We start from the raw sequence: 13,574 nt of genomic DNA on the forward strand, positions 1-13,574 counted from the left end.
AGCGGACCAGTGCCGCGATATGTGTTTGAGGAGAATTTCTATGAGCCTGAAGAAAGTCCTTCTGGCCGCGACGGTGCTGGCCCTGCCGGTTGCCGCCAACGCCCAGCCGATCAGCGGTCTCTATGTCGGCGCCGGCGCCGGCGTGAACCTGCGCCAGGAATCCGACATCAGCCTGTCGCGCAGCATGGCGAGCACCGTCGGCGCCCCGCTGACCGGCACCGCCGAGTTCAACTACGGCTATGTCGGCGTGATCAGCCTGGGCTACGGCTTCGGCAACGGCGTCCGCGCCGAGATCGAGGGTTCCTACCGCAGCAATGACGTGGACGACGTGTCCGGCATGGGCGTGCCGCGCAACGGCCGCGCCACCGGCCGCGCCGTGACCTATGGTGTGATGGCGAATGCCCTGTATGACTTCGACCTCGGCCCGGGCAGCTTCCTGACGCCGTATGTCGGCGTTGGCGCCGGCTACCAGTGGGTGGACAACGACATCCGCGGCGGCGTGAACAGCGGCGCCACCGTGCGCGTCGATGGCACCGACGGCCAGTTCGCCTATCAGGCGATCGTCGGCGCTGCCTTCCCGATCGCGCAGGTGCCGGGCCTGGCCATCACCACCGAGTATCGCTTCATGGGCACGCTCGACAACGACGTCGACGCGCGCCGTGACAACTCCGGCCGCGGCACCGCCGAGCTGGACAACTACAACCACAGCCTGCTGATCGGCCTGCGCTACGCCTTCGGCGTGACGCCGCCGCCGCCGGTCGTGGCCCCGGCCGCCCCGGCCCCGGCCGCCGCCCCGGCCGTCGCCCGCACCTACCTGGTGTTCTTCGACTTCGACCGCGCCGACCTGACGGACCGTGCCCGCCAGATCATCGCGGAAGCCGCGACGAACAGCCAGCGCGTCGGCACGACCCGCATCGAGGTCTCCGGCCACGCCGACCGTTCCGGCACGCCGCAGTACAACCAGCGCCTGTCCGAGCGCCGCGCGGCGGCCGTTGCCGCCGAGCTGGAGCGCCGTGGCGTTCCGCGCGCCGCCATGGCCATCCAGGCCTTCGGCGAGAGCCGCCCGCTGGTCCCGACCGCCGACGGCGTCCGCGAGCCGCAGAACCGCCGCGTCGAGATCGTCCTGCGCTGATTGCAGGCTTCTCGCGAAGCGAAATGAGGGGGGCGCCGCAGGGCGCCCCCCTTTCTTTTTGGACTCAACCTTGGGACGTTGCGCCCATGATCCTCATCGGCCGCAACCTCTCCCCCTTCGTCCGCCGCAGCGCGGCCTCCCTCAACCTGCTCGGCCTGCCCTATACGCAGCGCCCGCTCAGCACCGTCGCGGATGCGGCGGCGATCCGCGCGCTCAACCCGCTCGGCCGGGTGCCGGCTTTGGTGCTGGAGGATGGGGAGGTGCTGGTGGACAGCGCCGCCATCCTGGACGCGCTGGACGAGATGGCACCGGACCGCGCCCTCGTGCCCCGCGAAGGACCCGCGCGCCGCACCGTGCTGCGGGCGCTGGCCCTCGCCGTGGGGGCGACCGAGAAGCTGGTCGCGGCCTATTACGAATCGCGCCGCCCCGCGGAATGGCTGTGGCCGGAGAACCAGGCGCGCCTCGCCAGCCAGGCACAGGCCGGCTTCGCGGCGCTGGACCGGCTGGCGGAATCCGGCGCCTGGCTTTGTGGGGAATCGCTGACCCAGGCCGATGTCACCGCCGTCGCCGGCTTCGATTTCGCCGCGACGGTCCTGCCGGGCGTGATCGAGGGTCGCTTCACGGCCTTGGCCGCGCTGCGGGACCGCGCCAATGCCATCCCCGCGATCGGGGATACACGCTGGCAAGGCTGACGCCGCATTTCCAGGCAGTTTTTGCGTCACTTGCCTCATGCGGGTCAAAGACCGGGCAGACGCCCGTATTTCAGGCAAAATCCATGTTGCGGTGCAGCATTTTCAGGGTTAGGAAACGCAGAGGGAGTTAGCGTCCGAAACGGCCATCGCGGCTGCGAAGGAGCGCTTGCACATGCGGATCGGATCCACCACTCGGCGCGGCTTCATCGGCGGCGCCCTCGCGGCCCCCTTGATCCTTCGCCCCGCCCCTGCCAGGGCCATGGAACCCGTCGATATCGAGCTGGTGCTCGCCGTCGATGTCAGCCGGTCGGTGGATGAGCAGGAACAGGAACTGCAATTCAAGGGCTATGCCGCCGCCTTTCGCGATCCGCGCCTGATCGAGGGCATCGCCGGTGGCCCGCTCGGCCAGATCGCCGTCACCCTCTTCACTTGGTCCGACTGGCATATCCAGGAATTGCTGGTGCCCTGGACCCGGGTGGATGGCGCCGCCACCGCCGAGGGCCTGGCCCAGGCGCTGGACGCGGCGCCGCGCCGCACCTGGCTCTACACCTCCATCTCCGGTGCCATCGACTATGCATCCGGCCTGTTCGGCCAGGGCTATGAGGGCACGCGCAAGGTGGTGGACATCTCCGGCGACGGCATCAGCAATTCCGGCCGGCCGGTGGCCGATGCGCGGGCGGAGGCGCTGGACAAGGGCATCGTGCTGAACGGCCTGGCGGTGCTCGACCGTTCGCCGCAGCCCTGGGCCGCCGGCATGCCCTCGCTCGACAACTACTACCGCGACGAGGTGATCGGCGGGCCGGGTGCCTTCCTGATGGTGGCGGAGGGCTTCGACGCCTTCGAGACGGCGGTGAAGCGCAAGATCATCCGCGAAATCGCCTCCGCCCCGCCGCCCGGCCCCCTGGTGGAACGCGCCTACGCCTGAGCCTTGCCGCGTCCGGTCTTCGCCTGAAGCGCGTCGATGCGGATCGAGGCGGCGGCCTTGGACAAGGACGGGTCGAAGTCCTCCTTCGCCTCCTCGCTCAGGGTCTTGAGGTAGGAGGCCTGGGCGCCGGTCATCGGCTCATCCCCCGTGGTCCAATCCGTGGGGTCCTTGATGGTGTTGGAGCCCGGGTCGGCACTGGTCTTGGGGTTCTCGTCCTCAACGGGCGTCGTCTTACGGTCGGCCATGGGGGATATGCTCCGGCTTGTGTTGCCAGAACGTTCATGCTGGCCGGATGGTTTCAGCCGAAGACCCGGGAGATCGCCGCCGCCGCGATCTCCCGGTCCTGGTCGCCGGTGCCGGAGCCGATGCCGATGCCGCCGACCACCTGGCCCTCCACGATGATCGGCAGGCCGCCCTTCAGGTTGGTCATGCGGCCGTCGCTGGCGATGGCGAGCTTGATCTCCACCTCCGCATGCATGCTGCCGCTCGGCTTGCCCATGGCGGCGGCGGTCTCCGCCTTGCGGCGGGCGCTGTCGATGGACAGAACGCGGGCGCCGTCCATGCGCAGGAAGGCGAGCAGATTGCAGCCCTCATCCACCACCGCGATGCATTGCGGCACGCCCATGGCCGTGGAGGCCTCGGCGGCGGCCTGCACCAGGGCCAGCGCGGCTTCCTGGGTCAGCTTCAAGGCGGGGCGGGTCAGGGCCATGCGGGCATCTCCTCGGGCAGGTCAGTCACCAGCATGCAGCCGGGCGCATGGGTCGCGAAGTGGGGAAGGCCGGCGGCTTCCAGCGCCGCGAGGGCGGTGAGGCCGCAGCCCCAATAGACAAGGATCTCGCCGGCTTCTGGCGGAATCGGCTCGCCCCAGTCGGGGCGGTTCAGGTCGGCGACGCCCAGCGCGGCGGGGTCGCCCTGATGCAGCGGTGCGCCGTGGCTGCGCGGCAATCGGGCGGTGATGGCGACGACGCGCGGCACATCGTCGGCGGCGAAAGGCCGGGCGGAGACGACCAGCGGTCCCGCGAAGCCGCCCGCCGGGTTGGCCATGCGGTTGCTGCGGAACAGCGGGCCTTGCAGGCCCAGCTCCACATGGCGCATCCGGATGCCCGCCGCCGCAAGTGCCGCCTCCGCCCCGAACCAGCAGCCGATGGCGAGCGCCACCGAATCGGCATGCCAGTCGCCCAGCAGGTCGGCAGCGGCCGTGACCTTCCCGCCGCAATGCAGCAGATAGCCCGGCAGGTCGGTCCGCACATCCAGGTCCTCGCCCAGCGCCGGCAGGCGCGGATCACCCGGCGCGCCCACCGCCAGCAGCGGACAGGCCACCGGATTGGCCGCGCAGAACGCCGCAAAACCTTCGGCCTGTTCCGCCGGCAGCACCACCAGATTGGCCTGCACAAAACCCCGCGCCCGGCCGACGGTGCGCCCCACAAAGCCGGCCCGCGCCACCAGCCGCAGGTCGCGGCCCGTTTCAGACATGACGCACGAAGCCGCCATCGACGCGAAGCACGGCGCCGGTGACGTAGCTGGCGCGCGCGGAGCAGGCGAAGGCGGCCATGGCGGCGATCTCCTCCGGCTCGGCGTAGCGGCCCATCGGGATCTGCGCCCAGGAGCGCTGGCGGATCACCTCGGCCGGCACGCCTTCCCGCTCGGCGGCGGCGGCATCCGTCAGGTGGACGCGGTCGGTGCCGACGCGGCCGGGCATCAGGATGTTCACCGTGACGCCATCCTTCGCCACCTCGCCCGACAGGGTCTTGGACCAGGCGATGATCCCGGCGCGGATGGAATTGGAAATGCCCAACACCGGCAGCGGCTGCACCGCCCCGGTCGAGACCACCGTCAGCACCCTGCCCCAGCCCGCCTGCCGCATCGCCGGCAGGAACAGGTCCGTCAGCCGGATGACGGAGAGCGCCATGCCCTGGAAGGCGTCCGTCCAATCCGTCACGGCGCGGCCGGAAGCACCGCCATAGGCCGGGCCGCCGGTGTTGTTCACCAGGATTTCGGGCGCCCCGAATTTCTGGCCGACGTCCTCGGCGAAGGCGTCGAGGCAGGCGGTGTCCATCAGGTCCAGCGGGAAGCCGTCCGCGCCCTCCCCCAGCGTCGCCACGGCGGCGTCCAGCGCCACCTTGTCCCGCGCCGCGATGGCCACCCGCGCGCCCTCCGCCGCCAGGGCCTGGGCGATGGCCAGCCCCATGCCGCGATTGCCGCCGAGCACCAGCGCCCGGCGCCCTCTCAGCCCGAGATCCATGGCAGCCCCTCCGCGCGCGGCCCGAAGGCCGAGGATATGTCCTGTTCCAGGAAGCGCCCGCGCCCCGGTGCGGCCAGCAGCGCGCCGTCCCGCACCACCACCTCGCCGCGCGACATCACCAGTTCCGGCCAGCCGGTGACGATGCGGCCCTCATAGGGGGTGTAGTCCACCTCGTGATGCAGCAGGTCGTTGGTGATGGTCACGCGCTTCTCGGGGTCCCAGATGGCCAGGTCCGCATCCGCCCCCACCGCGATCCGCCCCTTGGCCGGCAGCCCGTAGAGCGCGGCATTGTTGGTGGCGGTCAGCGCGACGAAGCGCGGCAGGGAGAGACGGCCGGTGACCACGCCCTCGCTGAACAGCAGCGGCATGCGCGTGGCGAGGCCGGGGATGCCGTTCGCCACGCGCCGAAAAGGCGGGTTCGGCCCGGCATGCAGCTTGCCCTCCGCGTCGAAGCGGTAGGGCGCGTGGTCGCTGTTGAAGATGTCGAAGCTGCCATCCTCCAGCCCACGCCAGCAGGCGGCCTGGCTTTCCGTGTCGCGCGGCGGCGGGCTGCACATCACCTGGGCGCCGAGCATGTCCGGCTGGTCCAGGTCGGCCTCGGTCAGCAGCAGGTATTGCGGGCAGGTCTCGGCGAAGACCTTGAGGCCGCGGGCGCGGGCGCGGCGGATTTCCGCCAGCGGTTCGGCGCCGCTGACATGGACGATGACCAGCGGCGTATCCGCGACCTCGCCCAGGGTCAGCGCCCGATGCGTCGCCTCCCGCTCCACCGCCAAGGGGCGGGAGGTGGCGTGGTGTTTCGGGCGGGTGTCACCGGCGCGTTCCAGCCGGTCGGCGAGCCAGCCGATGATCTCGTGATTCTCCGCATGCACCAAGGTGATGGCGCGCTGGGCGCGGGAGACGTCGAGCACGTCGAGGATCTGGCGATCCGACAGGCGCATCGCCTCATAGGTCATGTAGACCTTCACGCTGCGATGGCCGCGCGCGATCAGCCCCGGCAGTTCCTGGCCCAGCACCTCCGGCGTCGGGTCGCTGACGACGAGGTGGAAGGCATAATCGAGCAAGGCATTGCCCTGCGCCCGCCGGTGATAGTCGGCGACGGCCGCGCGCAGCGAGGCGCCGCGATGCTGCACGGCGAAGGACATTGTGCAGGTGGTGCCGCCAAAGGCGGCGCTGCGGGTGCCGGACAGGAAGCCATCCGCCATGCGCGCCCCGGCCGAGGCCAGCCCCGGCGCCTGCGCCTGGTCGATATGCACATGCGCGTCGATGCCGCCCGGCAGCACCAGCCGCCCGGTGGCATCGATCACCTGATCCGCGCCGTGCAGCTTCTCAGCCAGCGCAGTGATGCGTCCGGCGGAAATGCCGATATCGGCCCGGAAGACGTCGGAGGCCGTGGCGACGGTGCCGCCACGGATGATGGTGTCGAAGCTGTTCACGTGGGGATGCGTCGGATCTCGGCGGAGGGCAGGAAGGAGGGATCGAAGACATCGCCCGGCGCCAGCGGCGTCGCCAGCCCGAAGGCGCGGGAGACGGTGGCGACGGATTCGGCAAAGCGGTCGGCACGCACGCCGCCCAGCCCATCCGCCCGGCTTTCCTCCGTGGTCAATTGCTTGGTGATGAGCCAGCGCAGCTTCTCCGTCTCCAGCGGCACGTCGGTCAGCGACTGGCGCTTGCGCAGCGCGGCGATCGCGGCCTCCGGCTCGGCCATCGCCGCCTGCCAACCGCGGGCGGAGGCGGCGGTGAAGCGACGCACGGCTTCCGGATTGCCCTCCAGCATCTTCTTCGAGGCGAGGATGCCATTGCCGTAGAGCGGCAGGCCGGCATCGGCGAAATAGGTGAAGCGGATATCCTCCGGCTTCGCCCCGGCGCGGGTCAGGCCGAAATACATGGTGCTGTCGAAGCCGAGGATGGCATCCGCATCGCCGCGCAGCAGGAAGGCCTCCCGCAGCCGCAGGTCGCCATATTGCCAGCGGATGGTGCTGGCATCGAGGCCGGCCACCGCGGCGAAGGCCGGGAAGATGCGATAGGCGCCATCGGTCAGCGCCGCGCCGATGCGCTTGCCGGCCAGCTTTGCCGCGCTGTCGATGCCGCTGCGGGTGAAGGAGGCGGCCGAGAGCGGGCTGCGGTAATAGACCATGTAGGTGCAGCGCGCGGCGGAGGCCGGGTTCTTGGCGTTGAATTCCAGCAGCACGTTGATATCGCCGATGCCGAAGTCGTAGCTGCCGGAACCGACGCGCGTCACCGCCTCCCCCGACCCGCCCGAGCTGTCGAATTGCGGGCGCAGCCCGGCCTCGGCGTACCAGCCGCGTTCCTCGGCGAGGAAGAAGGCGGCGTTGGAGCCATCGAAGGGCGCGGCGAGCGAGACCTTGATGTCGAGCGGCGCCTGCGCATGGGCGCGGGTGGCGAGAAGGGCGGGGGTGGCGAGCAGGAGGCGGCGGGTGATCCTCATCGATGCGTGTCCCTGTCTGGTCCGTGCAGGCCAGACAGCAAGGGTCGTGCCAGCCCATTCCGGGGCCGGATTTGCCCCGAAATGCAGCTTCGGGCAGGATTGCGCACAATCCAGTGCGCGGGAGTGCGGCATATGCGCCAAGGCGCGGGGCGTTTGGTGGGGGTGGTGACGCCGGCGACCAGGCCCAAGGCGGAGGATGCGGAGGGTGTCCACGCCCATCTGTTCCAGGCCATCGTCGACCAGCGCCTGCCGCCCGGCGCCAAGCTCACCGAACAATCCCTGGTCGAGACCTTCGACATCGGCCGCCGCGCCATCGGCGATGCGCTGCGCCGGCTGGTCTGGGAGAGACTGGCGGTGGCCCCGCCCAATCGCGGCGTCTTCGTCGCGGCGCCCGATGCCGAGGAAGCCCGCGCCATCTTCGCCGCCCGCCGCGCCATCGAGGCCGGCACGACGGAGGCCGTGGCCCGGCGCGGCGATCCGAAACAGGCGGACGCTCTGGCGGCCAACCTGGCGGAGGAAGCCCGGCTGCGAAAGGCCGGGCGGGTGCGGGAGGCGATCGGCCTGTCGGGCGGCTTCCACACCCTGGTGGCGCGGCTGTCCGGCAATCCGATCCTGGAGGAACAGGTCAGGCTGCTGGTGGCGCGCACCAGCCTGGTGGTCGCGCTATATGAGGACCGCAATGGCCTCGCCTGCTGGCATGACGACCATGCGGAGCTGGTGGCGCTGATCCGCGCCCGCCGCCACCGCGCCGCCGCCGGCCTGATGCAGCGGCATCTCTCGGAGCTTGAGCTCGGCCTGCGGCTGGACCGACCACCGACCGAGGGGCTGGACATCCGGCTGATGCTGGCACGCCAGGGCTGACACATTCCTGACACGAAACGTGCTTCATTTTTCCAGGATTGGCCGCACAGACTGAGACCGGTCACACCCCAAGGAAAACATCCCATGCGTCGTCTTCTGCTCGCCGGTTTCGCGGCGATGTGCCTGTCCCCCGCGGTCCAGGCGCAGGGGCGCCAGGATTTCACGATGGTCAATCGCACCGGCTACCAGATCAACGAGATCTATGTCGGCCCATCCAGCAGCCCGAACTGGGGCCGCGACCTGCTCGGCCAGAACGTGCTGGCCAATGGCCGCAGCTTCAACGTGAACTTCACCGGCAATTCCCGCGAATGCCTCTGGGACATCAAGATCGTCTATGAGGATCGCGACCAGTCCGAATTGCGACAGGTCGATCTGTGCCGCGTCAGCCGGGTGACCATGTTCTGGGACCGCCAGCGCAACAACACGCGCTTCGTCGCGGAGTAGAACGCCTCAATTGGCCGCCTTCACGAGCAGAAAACTCGGCCGGTCACGCTCCTCCGCCCAGTCCGGCTCGGCTTCCAGCTGCGCCGGGCTGGGCGACCATTCCTCCAGCTTCGTCAGGGTGAAGCCGGCGCCGATCAGGGCGTTGACCAGCGTGCCCAGGCCCCGGTGCTGCTTCACCACGCCGGGGGCGAGCCAGTCGGTCACGCGCGGCCCGTCCTCCAGATAATCATCCAGCGCCCAGACCCGCTGGCCCTCGGCCGGCGTGATCCAGCCGGGGTTGCTCGGCGCCGTCAGCAGCGGATGTTCCTGGGAGAAGACCAGCACCCCCTTCGGCGCCATCGCCGCATGCACCCGGCGCAGCATGTCCGGCAGTTCAACCACATAGTGGAAGGCGAGCGAGGAGAAGACGAGGTCGAAGGCGGCGATGGGAATGTCCAGCGCCTCCAGGTCCCCCTGGCGGTATTCGATGCCCTCGCCCTCGGTCAGCGCCGCGGCGCGTTCCAGCATGCGGGTGGAGACATCGAGGGCGAGCACGCTCTCCGCCCCCTGCCCCATCGCCCAGCGGGCGAACGAGCCATAGCCGCAGCCAAGGTCGAGCACCCGCTTCCCCGCCATCTCCGGCAGCAGGGCCTGGAGGGCCGGCCATTCCGGCGCGGCCTCCAGCCCCTTCTCCGAGCGTGGCAGCCGCGCATAGGCGGCGAAGAAGTCCGGACGGTCGTAGAGGCTTTCGGTCACCTCACCGCCCGTGCCGCTTCCGCCATTCGGCGAAGCGTTCCAGGTTGCTCTCATCGGTCGGCGGATACAGGCCGAGGATGGATTGGCCGCCGGCCACCTGTTCCTGCACGAAATCCTCGAAGGCGGTCATCTCCACCGCCTCGGCCGTGACTTCGTCGGCGATATGGGCGGGGATGACGATGACGCCGTCATTGTCGCCGACGAGCACATCGCCCGGAAACACCGGCGCATCGCCGCAGCCGATCGGCACATTGGCCTCGATGGGCTGGTGCAGCGTCAGGTTGGTGGGCGCCGAAGGCCTGGCGTGGAATGCGGGGATCGCCAGCTTGGCGATATCCGCCGCATCCCGGAAGCCGCCATCGGTCACAACGCCGGCCACGCCGCGCACCATCAGCCGCGTCACCAGGATGCCGCCGGCGGAGGCCGCGCGCGGGTCCTTGCGGCTGTCGACGACGAAGATGTGGCCCGGCGGGCAATCCTCCACGCCCTTGCGCTGCGGATGGGCACGGTCGCGGAAGGCCGAGAGCGGGTTCAGATCCTCCCGCGCCGGAATCGTGCGCAACGTGAAGGCCTCCCCCACCATGCTCTCGCCCAGCGGGGCCAGCGGCAGCACGCCCTGGATCATCTGGCTGCGGAAGCCGCGCTTGTAGAGCGCGGTGGCCAGGGTGGCGGTGGAGACGCGCTTCAGGGCGGCGCGGGTCTGGTCATGCAAGGCCATGTCAGCAGCGCCAATCCGTGCGGTCACCCTCGATCAGGCGCAGGCTCGCTTCCCAGGCCAGCTTCATGGTCGGGCTGTTGGGGTCGCGGCCGTATTGGCTGGCGGTGCGCAGGCGCACTTCCTCCGGCGGCAGGATCAGCTTGGCACCGCCCGAAAGCGCGGCGACCTGCGCCTGGCAGGCGCGCTCCAGATAGTAGATCTGGTTCCAGGCCTCCGGGATGGTGCGGCCGGTGACCAGCAACCCGTGATTCACCAGGATCATCGCCGAATTCGCGCCGAGATCGGCCACCAGCCGGTCGCGTTCCTCCAGGTCCAGCGCGATGCCCTCATAGCCGTGATAGGCAAGCCGGCCGTAGAACTTCAGCGCGTGCTGGCTGATCGGCAGCAGCCCGTGTTCCTGGGCGGAAACGGCAATGCCGGCGGCGGTGTGGGTGTGAACAACGCACAGCGCATCCTCCCGCGCCGCATGGATGGCGGAGTGGATGACGAAGCCGGCCTTGTTCACCGTGGTCGGCGCGGCCGGGTGGTGCGGATCCACCACATTGCCGTCCAGGTCGATCTTCACCAGGTCGCTGGCGCGCATCTCATGGAACATCACGCCGTAGCGGTTGATGAGGAAGTGGTGTTCCGGGCCGGGAATGCGGGCGCTGATATGGGTGTAGATCAGGTCCGTCATCTTGTGATGCGCGACCAGCCGGTACAGCGCGGCGAGGTCGCAGCGGATGGCCCATTCGGCCTCGTCGATCCCGGCGGGGATGCGGGTGGGGGTGTTGATGTCCATGACGGCGGCAGGCCCTTTGCGGATCAGGCGACAGTATTGGTCAGGATGCCGAGGCCCGAAACCTCGAATTCCAGGGAATCGCCCGGGACCAGGAAGCGCGGCGGCTTCTGGGTGGCGCCGGTGCCTTCGGGCGAGCCGGTGGCGATCACATCGCCCGGCACCAGCGGCGTGATGGTCGACAGATAGGCGATGATCTTCTCCAGCCCGAAGAACATCGCACCGGCCTTGCTGTCCTGCACGGTCCTGCCGTTCAGACGGGTCTGCAGCCGCAGCTCGCGCCAATCGGCGACCTCATCGGCGGTGGTGACGGTGGGGCCCCAGCTTCCGGACTCGAAAAAATTCTTGCCGGCGGTGACGCTATGCGCCTGCCAGTCCCGCACCGAGCCATCGTTCAGGATGGTGTAGCCGCCGATATGCGCCAACGCCTCGGCTTCCGCGATGCGGTGGCCGCCCTTGCCGATGACCACGGCCAGTTCGCATTCATAGTCGAACTGTTCGGAGACACCCGGCGGCCGCAACGCCGCGCCAGGGCCGACCAGCGCCGCCTGGTGCTTGAGGAAGTAGGAGATATTCGCCGGCCCCTTCACCTCCCCGCCCAGCGGATGCGGTTTTGGGTAGTTCAGCCCGATGCAGAACAGCCGCGCCTCCGGCAGCGGCGCGGTGATGGTGACGGCGGCCAGTGGCCATTCGCCATCCTCCGCCGGGGCGCCTTCGGACAGCACCTGCGACAAAGGCGGGTTGCCGCCAAAGCCGAGGACCTTGTCGCCGTGCAGGCGCCCGGTGCGGGGCACGCCGTCGACGGAAAAAGCCAAAAACTTCATGCCGGGGCTCCCTTGCGGCGGCGGTCCCAGACCTCGGGCTGCACCAGATGCGGCGGGCGGCGGCCGGCCAGCACGTCCAGGATCTGGTCGGCGCATTGCAGCGCCGTCTCCCGCATCGCCTCCTCCGTCACGCCACCGATATGCGGCGCGAGCACGGTATTGGGCGCGCCGAGGATCGGGTCCTCCAACGGGGGCGGCTCCACCTGGAAGACGTCGATGGCCGCGCCGGCGATGGTGCCGGCACGCAGCGCGGCGGCCAGGGCCTCCCCGTCGATCAACTGGCCACGGGCGGTGTTCACCAGCAGCGCATGCGGCTGCATCTTCCCGAGTGCGGCCGCGTCGATCATGTGGCGCGTGTCGGGGCGCAGCGGGCGGTGCAGGGAGACGACATCGGCGCGCTCCAGCAGCGCCTCCAGCGTCGGCGCGCGCTCGGCGCCGGCCTCGACCAGGATGGAATCGGAGACGTTGGGGGAGAAGACCAGCAGCTTCATCCCGAATCCGTTGCGCGCCATGGCGCCGGTCAGGCGGCCGATGGTGCCGAAGCCGACCAGGCCCATGGTCTTGCCATGCAGCTCCATCATCCGCGCCTCGTAGCGCAGGCTCCAGCGCAGGCCGCGCACCGCGGCATCGGCCGGGACCACCTTGCGCGCCAGCGCCAGGGTCAGCGCCATGGCGTGCTCCGCCACGGAGCGGGCATTGGCGGTGGGCGTGAAGATGGTGGGGATGCCGAGCTCGGCGGCCTGCTTCAGGTCGATCTCATTGGTGCCGACGCCGTGATTGGCGATGACCAGCAGGCTGTCCGCCGCCCGCATCGCCGCCCCGTTCAGCCCGGCATTGCGGGTGATGGCGGCGACGCAGCCCGGCAATTCCCGCGCCACGGTCGCCATGTCATGCGCCGTGGCGATGCGGGGGGTCACGCCGCCGTCCCGCAGCCGGTCCAGTCCGGCCGGGTGGATGGGCTGGACGATGAGGCAGTCAGGCATCAGGCTGCGGTCCCATGCAATTGAATGATCTGAAGGCGCGGCTCGCAGCCGGCGATACGGCACTGGTCGCCACCCTGCAACTGGCCCGCTCCGGCGACACCGCCCGAATCTTCGCCCGCAGCGGCTTCGACGCGCTGGTGCTGGATTGCGAGCACAATCTGATCGGCGCCGATGCGGCCGCCGACATCCTGCTGGCGGGGCTGGAGGCCGGGATCGCGCCGCTGGTGCGCCTGCCGGATGACGCGCCCGGCCCGATCGGCCAGGCGTTGTCGGCCGGCGCGCTGGGCGTGGTGATTCCGCGCGTGGAGACCGCCGCCCAGGCCCAGGCCGTGGCCCGCGCCGCCCGCTTCGCGCCGGAGGGACGCCGGCCCCTGCCCCCGGTCTTCCCGCATTTCCGCCGTCACAAGGTCAGCCAGGGGGAGGCCGTGGCGACGCTCTCGGCCGAGACCATCGTCGTGGTCATCATCGAGACGCAACAGGCGGTGCGCAACGCCGCCGCGATCGCCGCCGTGCCGGGGATCGACGTGCTGTTCCTCGGCGCCTCCGACCTCAGCGCCGATCTCGGCCAGGCCGGGATGAAGGAGAATCCGGCGCTGTGGGAGGCGGCGGAGGTTGTGGCCACGGCCTGCCGTGCGGCGGGCAAGGTGCCGGGGATGGGCGGCATCGTGGAGGAGGCGCATTTTGTTCGTGCCAAGGCCTTGGGCATGCGCTGGATGTCCACGGCCCATGACGCCACGCTGCTTCAGGCGGCGGCGACGGCCCGGGCAGCCTGGATGCGGGGGCTATAGGAGCCC

General features: G+C 70.0%; 17 protein-coding genes. 6 read left to right on the forward strand and 11 right to left on the reverse strand.

Going from position 1 to position 13,574, the window contains the following annotated elements:
- The first annotated feature begins 40 nt into the window (after positions 1–40).
- From JJQ90_RS22470 to JJQ90_RS22480, 3 genes are all read left to right on the forward strand, one after another.
- Positions 41–1,132, forward strand: a complete 1,092-nt coding sequence (locus JJQ90_RS22470) for an OmpA family protein (protein ID WP_216878523.1) — start codon at positions 41–43, stop codon at positions 1,130–1,132.
- A gap of 86 nt (positions 1,133–1,218) precedes the next feature.
- A complete protein-coding gene (locus JJQ90_RS22475; RefSeq protein ID WP_216878524.1) occupies positions 1,219–1,824 on the forward strand; it encodes a glutathione S-transferase family protein in 606 nt (201 codons plus the stop codon).
- A gap of 172 nt (positions 1,825–1,996) precedes the next feature.
- Complete coding sequence (locus tag JJQ90_RS22480; RefSeq protein ID WP_216878525.1) at positions 1,997–2,749, forward strand: DUF1194 domain-containing protein; 753 nt, start codon at positions 1,997–1,999, stop codon at positions 2,747–2,749.
- Here the strand turns inward: JJQ90_RS22480 and JJQ90_RS22485 are convergent.
- The 6 genes from JJQ90_RS22485 to JJQ90_RS22510 are packed head-to-tail and all read right to left on the reverse strand — an operon-like array spanning position 2,740 to position 7,437.
- The gene (locus JJQ90_RS22485) at positions 2,740–2,994 is read right to left on the reverse strand and encodes a DUF3072 domain-containing protein (RefSeq protein ID WP_216878526.1); all 255 of its coding nucleotides are present in this window, start codon (positions 2,992–2,994) and stop codon (positions 2,740–2,742) included. The genes JJQ90_RS22480 and JJQ90_RS22485 overlap by 10 nt on opposite strands.
- Positions 2,995–3,047: 53 nt before the next feature.
- Positions 3,048–3,458 carry a GlcG/HbpS family heme-binding protein gene (locus JJQ90_RS22490; protein WP_216878527.1) on the reverse strand — a complete coding sequence of 137 codons (411 nt, stop codon included), beginning with the start codon at positions 3,456–3,458 and terminating at the stop codon, positions 3,048–3,050.
- Positions 3,449–4,222: a D-glutamate cyclase family protein gene (locus JJQ90_RS22495; RefSeq protein ID WP_216878528.1), complete on the reverse strand. Its 774-nt coding sequence runs from the start codon at positions 4,220–4,222 to the stop codon at positions 3,449–3,451. The genes JJQ90_RS22490 and JJQ90_RS22495 overlap by 10 nt, the downstream gene beginning before the upstream one ends.
- Entirely contained in the window at positions 4,215–4,991 is a 777-nt protein-coding gene (locus JJQ90_RS22500; protein ID WP_216878529.1) for an SDR family oxidoreductase, read from the reverse strand. The genes JJQ90_RS22495 and JJQ90_RS22500 overlap by 8 nt, the downstream gene beginning before the upstream one ends.
- A complete protein-coding gene (hydA, locus tag JJQ90_RS22505) occupies positions 4,976–6,424 on the reverse strand; it encodes a dihydropyrimidinase (RefSeq protein ID WP_216878530.1) in 1,449 nt (482 codons plus the stop codon). The genes JJQ90_RS22500 and hydA overlap by 16 nt, the downstream gene beginning before the upstream one ends.
- Complete coding sequence (locus JJQ90_RS22510) at positions 6,421–7,437, reverse strand: ABC transporter substrate-binding protein (protein WP_216878531.1); 1,017 nt, start codon at positions 7,435–7,437, stop codon at positions 6,421–6,423. The genes hydA and JJQ90_RS22510 overlap by 4 nt, the downstream gene beginning before the upstream one ends.
- Before the next feature lie 132 nt (positions 7,438–7,569).
- Between JJQ90_RS22510 and JJQ90_RS22515 the strand changes: the two genes are divergently transcribed.
- Positions 7,570–8,298: a GntR family transcriptional regulator gene (locus JJQ90_RS22515; RefSeq protein WP_216878532.1), complete on the forward strand. Its 729-nt coding sequence runs from the start codon at positions 7,570–7,572 to the stop codon at positions 8,296–8,298.
- An 84-nt stretch (positions 8,299–8,382) separates the two neighbouring features.
- Positions 8,383–8,742, forward strand: a complete 360-nt coding sequence (locus JJQ90_RS22520; RefSeq protein ID WP_216878533.1) for a hypothetical protein — start codon at positions 8,383–8,385, stop codon at positions 8,740–8,742.
- 6 nt (positions 8,743–8,748) lie between these two features.
- On the opposite strand, the gene JJQ90_RS22525 is transcribed toward JJQ90_RS22520, so the two are convergent.
- Genes JJQ90_RS22525 through JJQ90_RS22545 form a run of 5 tightly spaced genes read right to left on the reverse strand, consistent with a single transcriptional unit; the run spans position 8,749 to position 12,780 of the window.
- The gene (locus JJQ90_RS22525) at positions 8,749–9,477 is read right to left on the reverse strand and encodes a class I SAM-dependent methyltransferase (RefSeq protein WP_216878534.1); all 729 of its coding nucleotides are present in this window, start codon (positions 9,475–9,477) and stop codon (positions 8,749–8,751) included.
- A 1-nt stretch (position 9,478) separates the two neighbouring features.
- A complete protein-coding gene (locus JJQ90_RS22530) occupies positions 9,479–10,195 on the reverse strand; it encodes a ribonuclease activity regulator RraA (protein ID WP_216878535.1) in 717 nt (238 codons plus the stop codon).
- A gap of 1 nt (position 10,196) precedes the next feature.
- Entirely contained in the window at positions 10,197–10,976 is a 780-nt protein-coding gene (locus JJQ90_RS22535; RefSeq protein WP_216878536.1) for a class II aldolase/adducin family protein, read from the reverse strand.
- Between the two features lie 23 nt (positions 10,977–10,999).
- Positions 11,000–11,797: a fumarylacetoacetate hydrolase family protein gene (locus JJQ90_RS22540; RefSeq protein ID WP_216878537.1), complete on the reverse strand. Its 798-nt coding sequence runs from the start codon at positions 11,795–11,797 to the stop codon at positions 11,000–11,002.
- Positions 11,794–12,780, reverse strand: coding sequence for a hydroxyacid dehydrogenase (locus tag JJQ90_RS22545; protein ID WP_216878538.1), 987 nt, complete (start codon positions 12,778–12,780; stop codon positions 11,794–11,796). Before JJQ90_RS22545 ends, JJQ90_RS22540 begins: the two co-directional genes overlap by 4 nt.
- Before the next feature lie 14 nt (positions 12,781–12,794).
- On the opposite strand from JJQ90_RS22545, the gene JJQ90_RS22550 reads away from it, so the two are divergent.
- The gene (locus tag JJQ90_RS22550; protein WP_216878539.1) at positions 12,795–13,568 is read left to right on the forward strand and encodes an HpcH/HpaI aldolase family protein; all 774 of its coding nucleotides are present in this window, start codon (positions 12,795–12,797) and stop codon (positions 13,566–13,568) included.
- Positions 13,569–13,574: the final 6 nt, after the last annotated feature.

The organism is Falsiroseomonas oleicola, from assembly GCF_019029495.1.
In the GTDB taxonomy this organism is placed as follows: domain Bacteria; phylum Pseudomonadota; class Alphaproteobacteria; order Acetobacterales; family Acetobacteraceae; genus Falsiroseomonas; species Falsiroseomonas oleicola.

Excerpts from the sequence above, each read along its gene's own strand:
- JJQ90_RS22540 (WP_216878537.1), bottom strand. The coding sequence starts at position 11,797 with ATGAAGTTTTTGGCTTTTTCCGTCGACGGCGTGCCCCGCACCGGGCGC.
- JJQ90_RS22490 (WP_216878527.1), bottom strand. The coding sequence starts at position 3,458 with ATGGCCCTGACCCGCCCCGCCTTGAAGCTGACCCAGGAAGCCGCGCTG.
- JJQ90_RS22530 (WP_216878535.1), bottom strand. The coding sequence starts at position 10,195 with ATGGCCTTGCATGACCAGACCCGCGCCGCCCTGAAGCGCGTCTCCACC.
- JJQ90_RS22485 (WP_216878526.1), bottom strand. The coding sequence starts at position 2,994 with ATGGCCGACCGTAAGACGACGCCCGTTGAGGACGAGAACCCCAAGACC.
- JJQ90_RS22510 (WP_216878531.1), bottom strand. The coding sequence starts at position 7,437 with ATGAGGATCACCCGCCGCCTCCTGCTCGCCACCCCCGCCCTTCTCGCC.
- JJQ90_RS22515 (WP_216878532.1), top strand. The coding sequence starts at position 7,570 with ATGCGCCAAGGCGCGGGGCGTTTGGTGGGGGTGGTGACGCCGGCGACC.
- JJQ90_RS22520 (WP_216878533.1), top strand. The coding sequence starts at position 8,383 with ATGCGTCGTCTTCTGCTCGCCGGTTTCGCGGCGATGTGCCTGTCCCCC.
- JJQ90_RS22535 (WP_216878536.1), bottom strand. The coding sequence starts at position 10,976 with ATGGACATCAACACCCCCACCCGCATCCCCGCCGGGATCGACGAGGCC.
- JJQ90_RS22500 (WP_216878529.1), bottom strand. The coding sequence starts at position 4,991 with ATGGATCTCGGGCTGAGAGGGCGCCGGGCGCTGGTGCTCGGCGGCAAT.
- JJQ90_RS22480 (WP_216878525.1), top strand. The coding sequence starts at position 1,997 with ATGCGGATCGGATCCACCACTCGGCGCGGCTTCATCGGCGGCGCCCTC.
- JJQ90_RS22470 (WP_216878523.1), top strand. The coding sequence starts at position 41 with ATGAGCCTGAAGAAAGTCCTTCTGGCCGCGACGGTGCTGGCCCTGCCG.
- JJQ90_RS22475 (WP_216878524.1), top strand. The coding sequence starts at position 1,219 with ATGATCCTCATCGGCCGCAACCTCTCCCCCTTCGTCCGCCGCAGCGCG.
- JJQ90_RS22550 (WP_216878539.1), top strand. The coding sequence starts at position 12,795 with ATGCAATTGAATGATCTGAAGGCGCGGCTCGCAGCCGGCGATACGGCA.
- JJQ90_RS22545 (WP_216878538.1), bottom strand. The coding sequence starts at position 12,780 with ATGCCTGACTGCCTCATCGTCCAGCCCATCCACCCGGCCGGACTGGAC.
- JJQ90_RS22495 (WP_216878528.1), bottom strand. The coding sequence starts at position 4,222 with ATGTCTGAAACGGGCCGCGACCTGCGGCTGGTGGCGCGGGCCGGCTTT.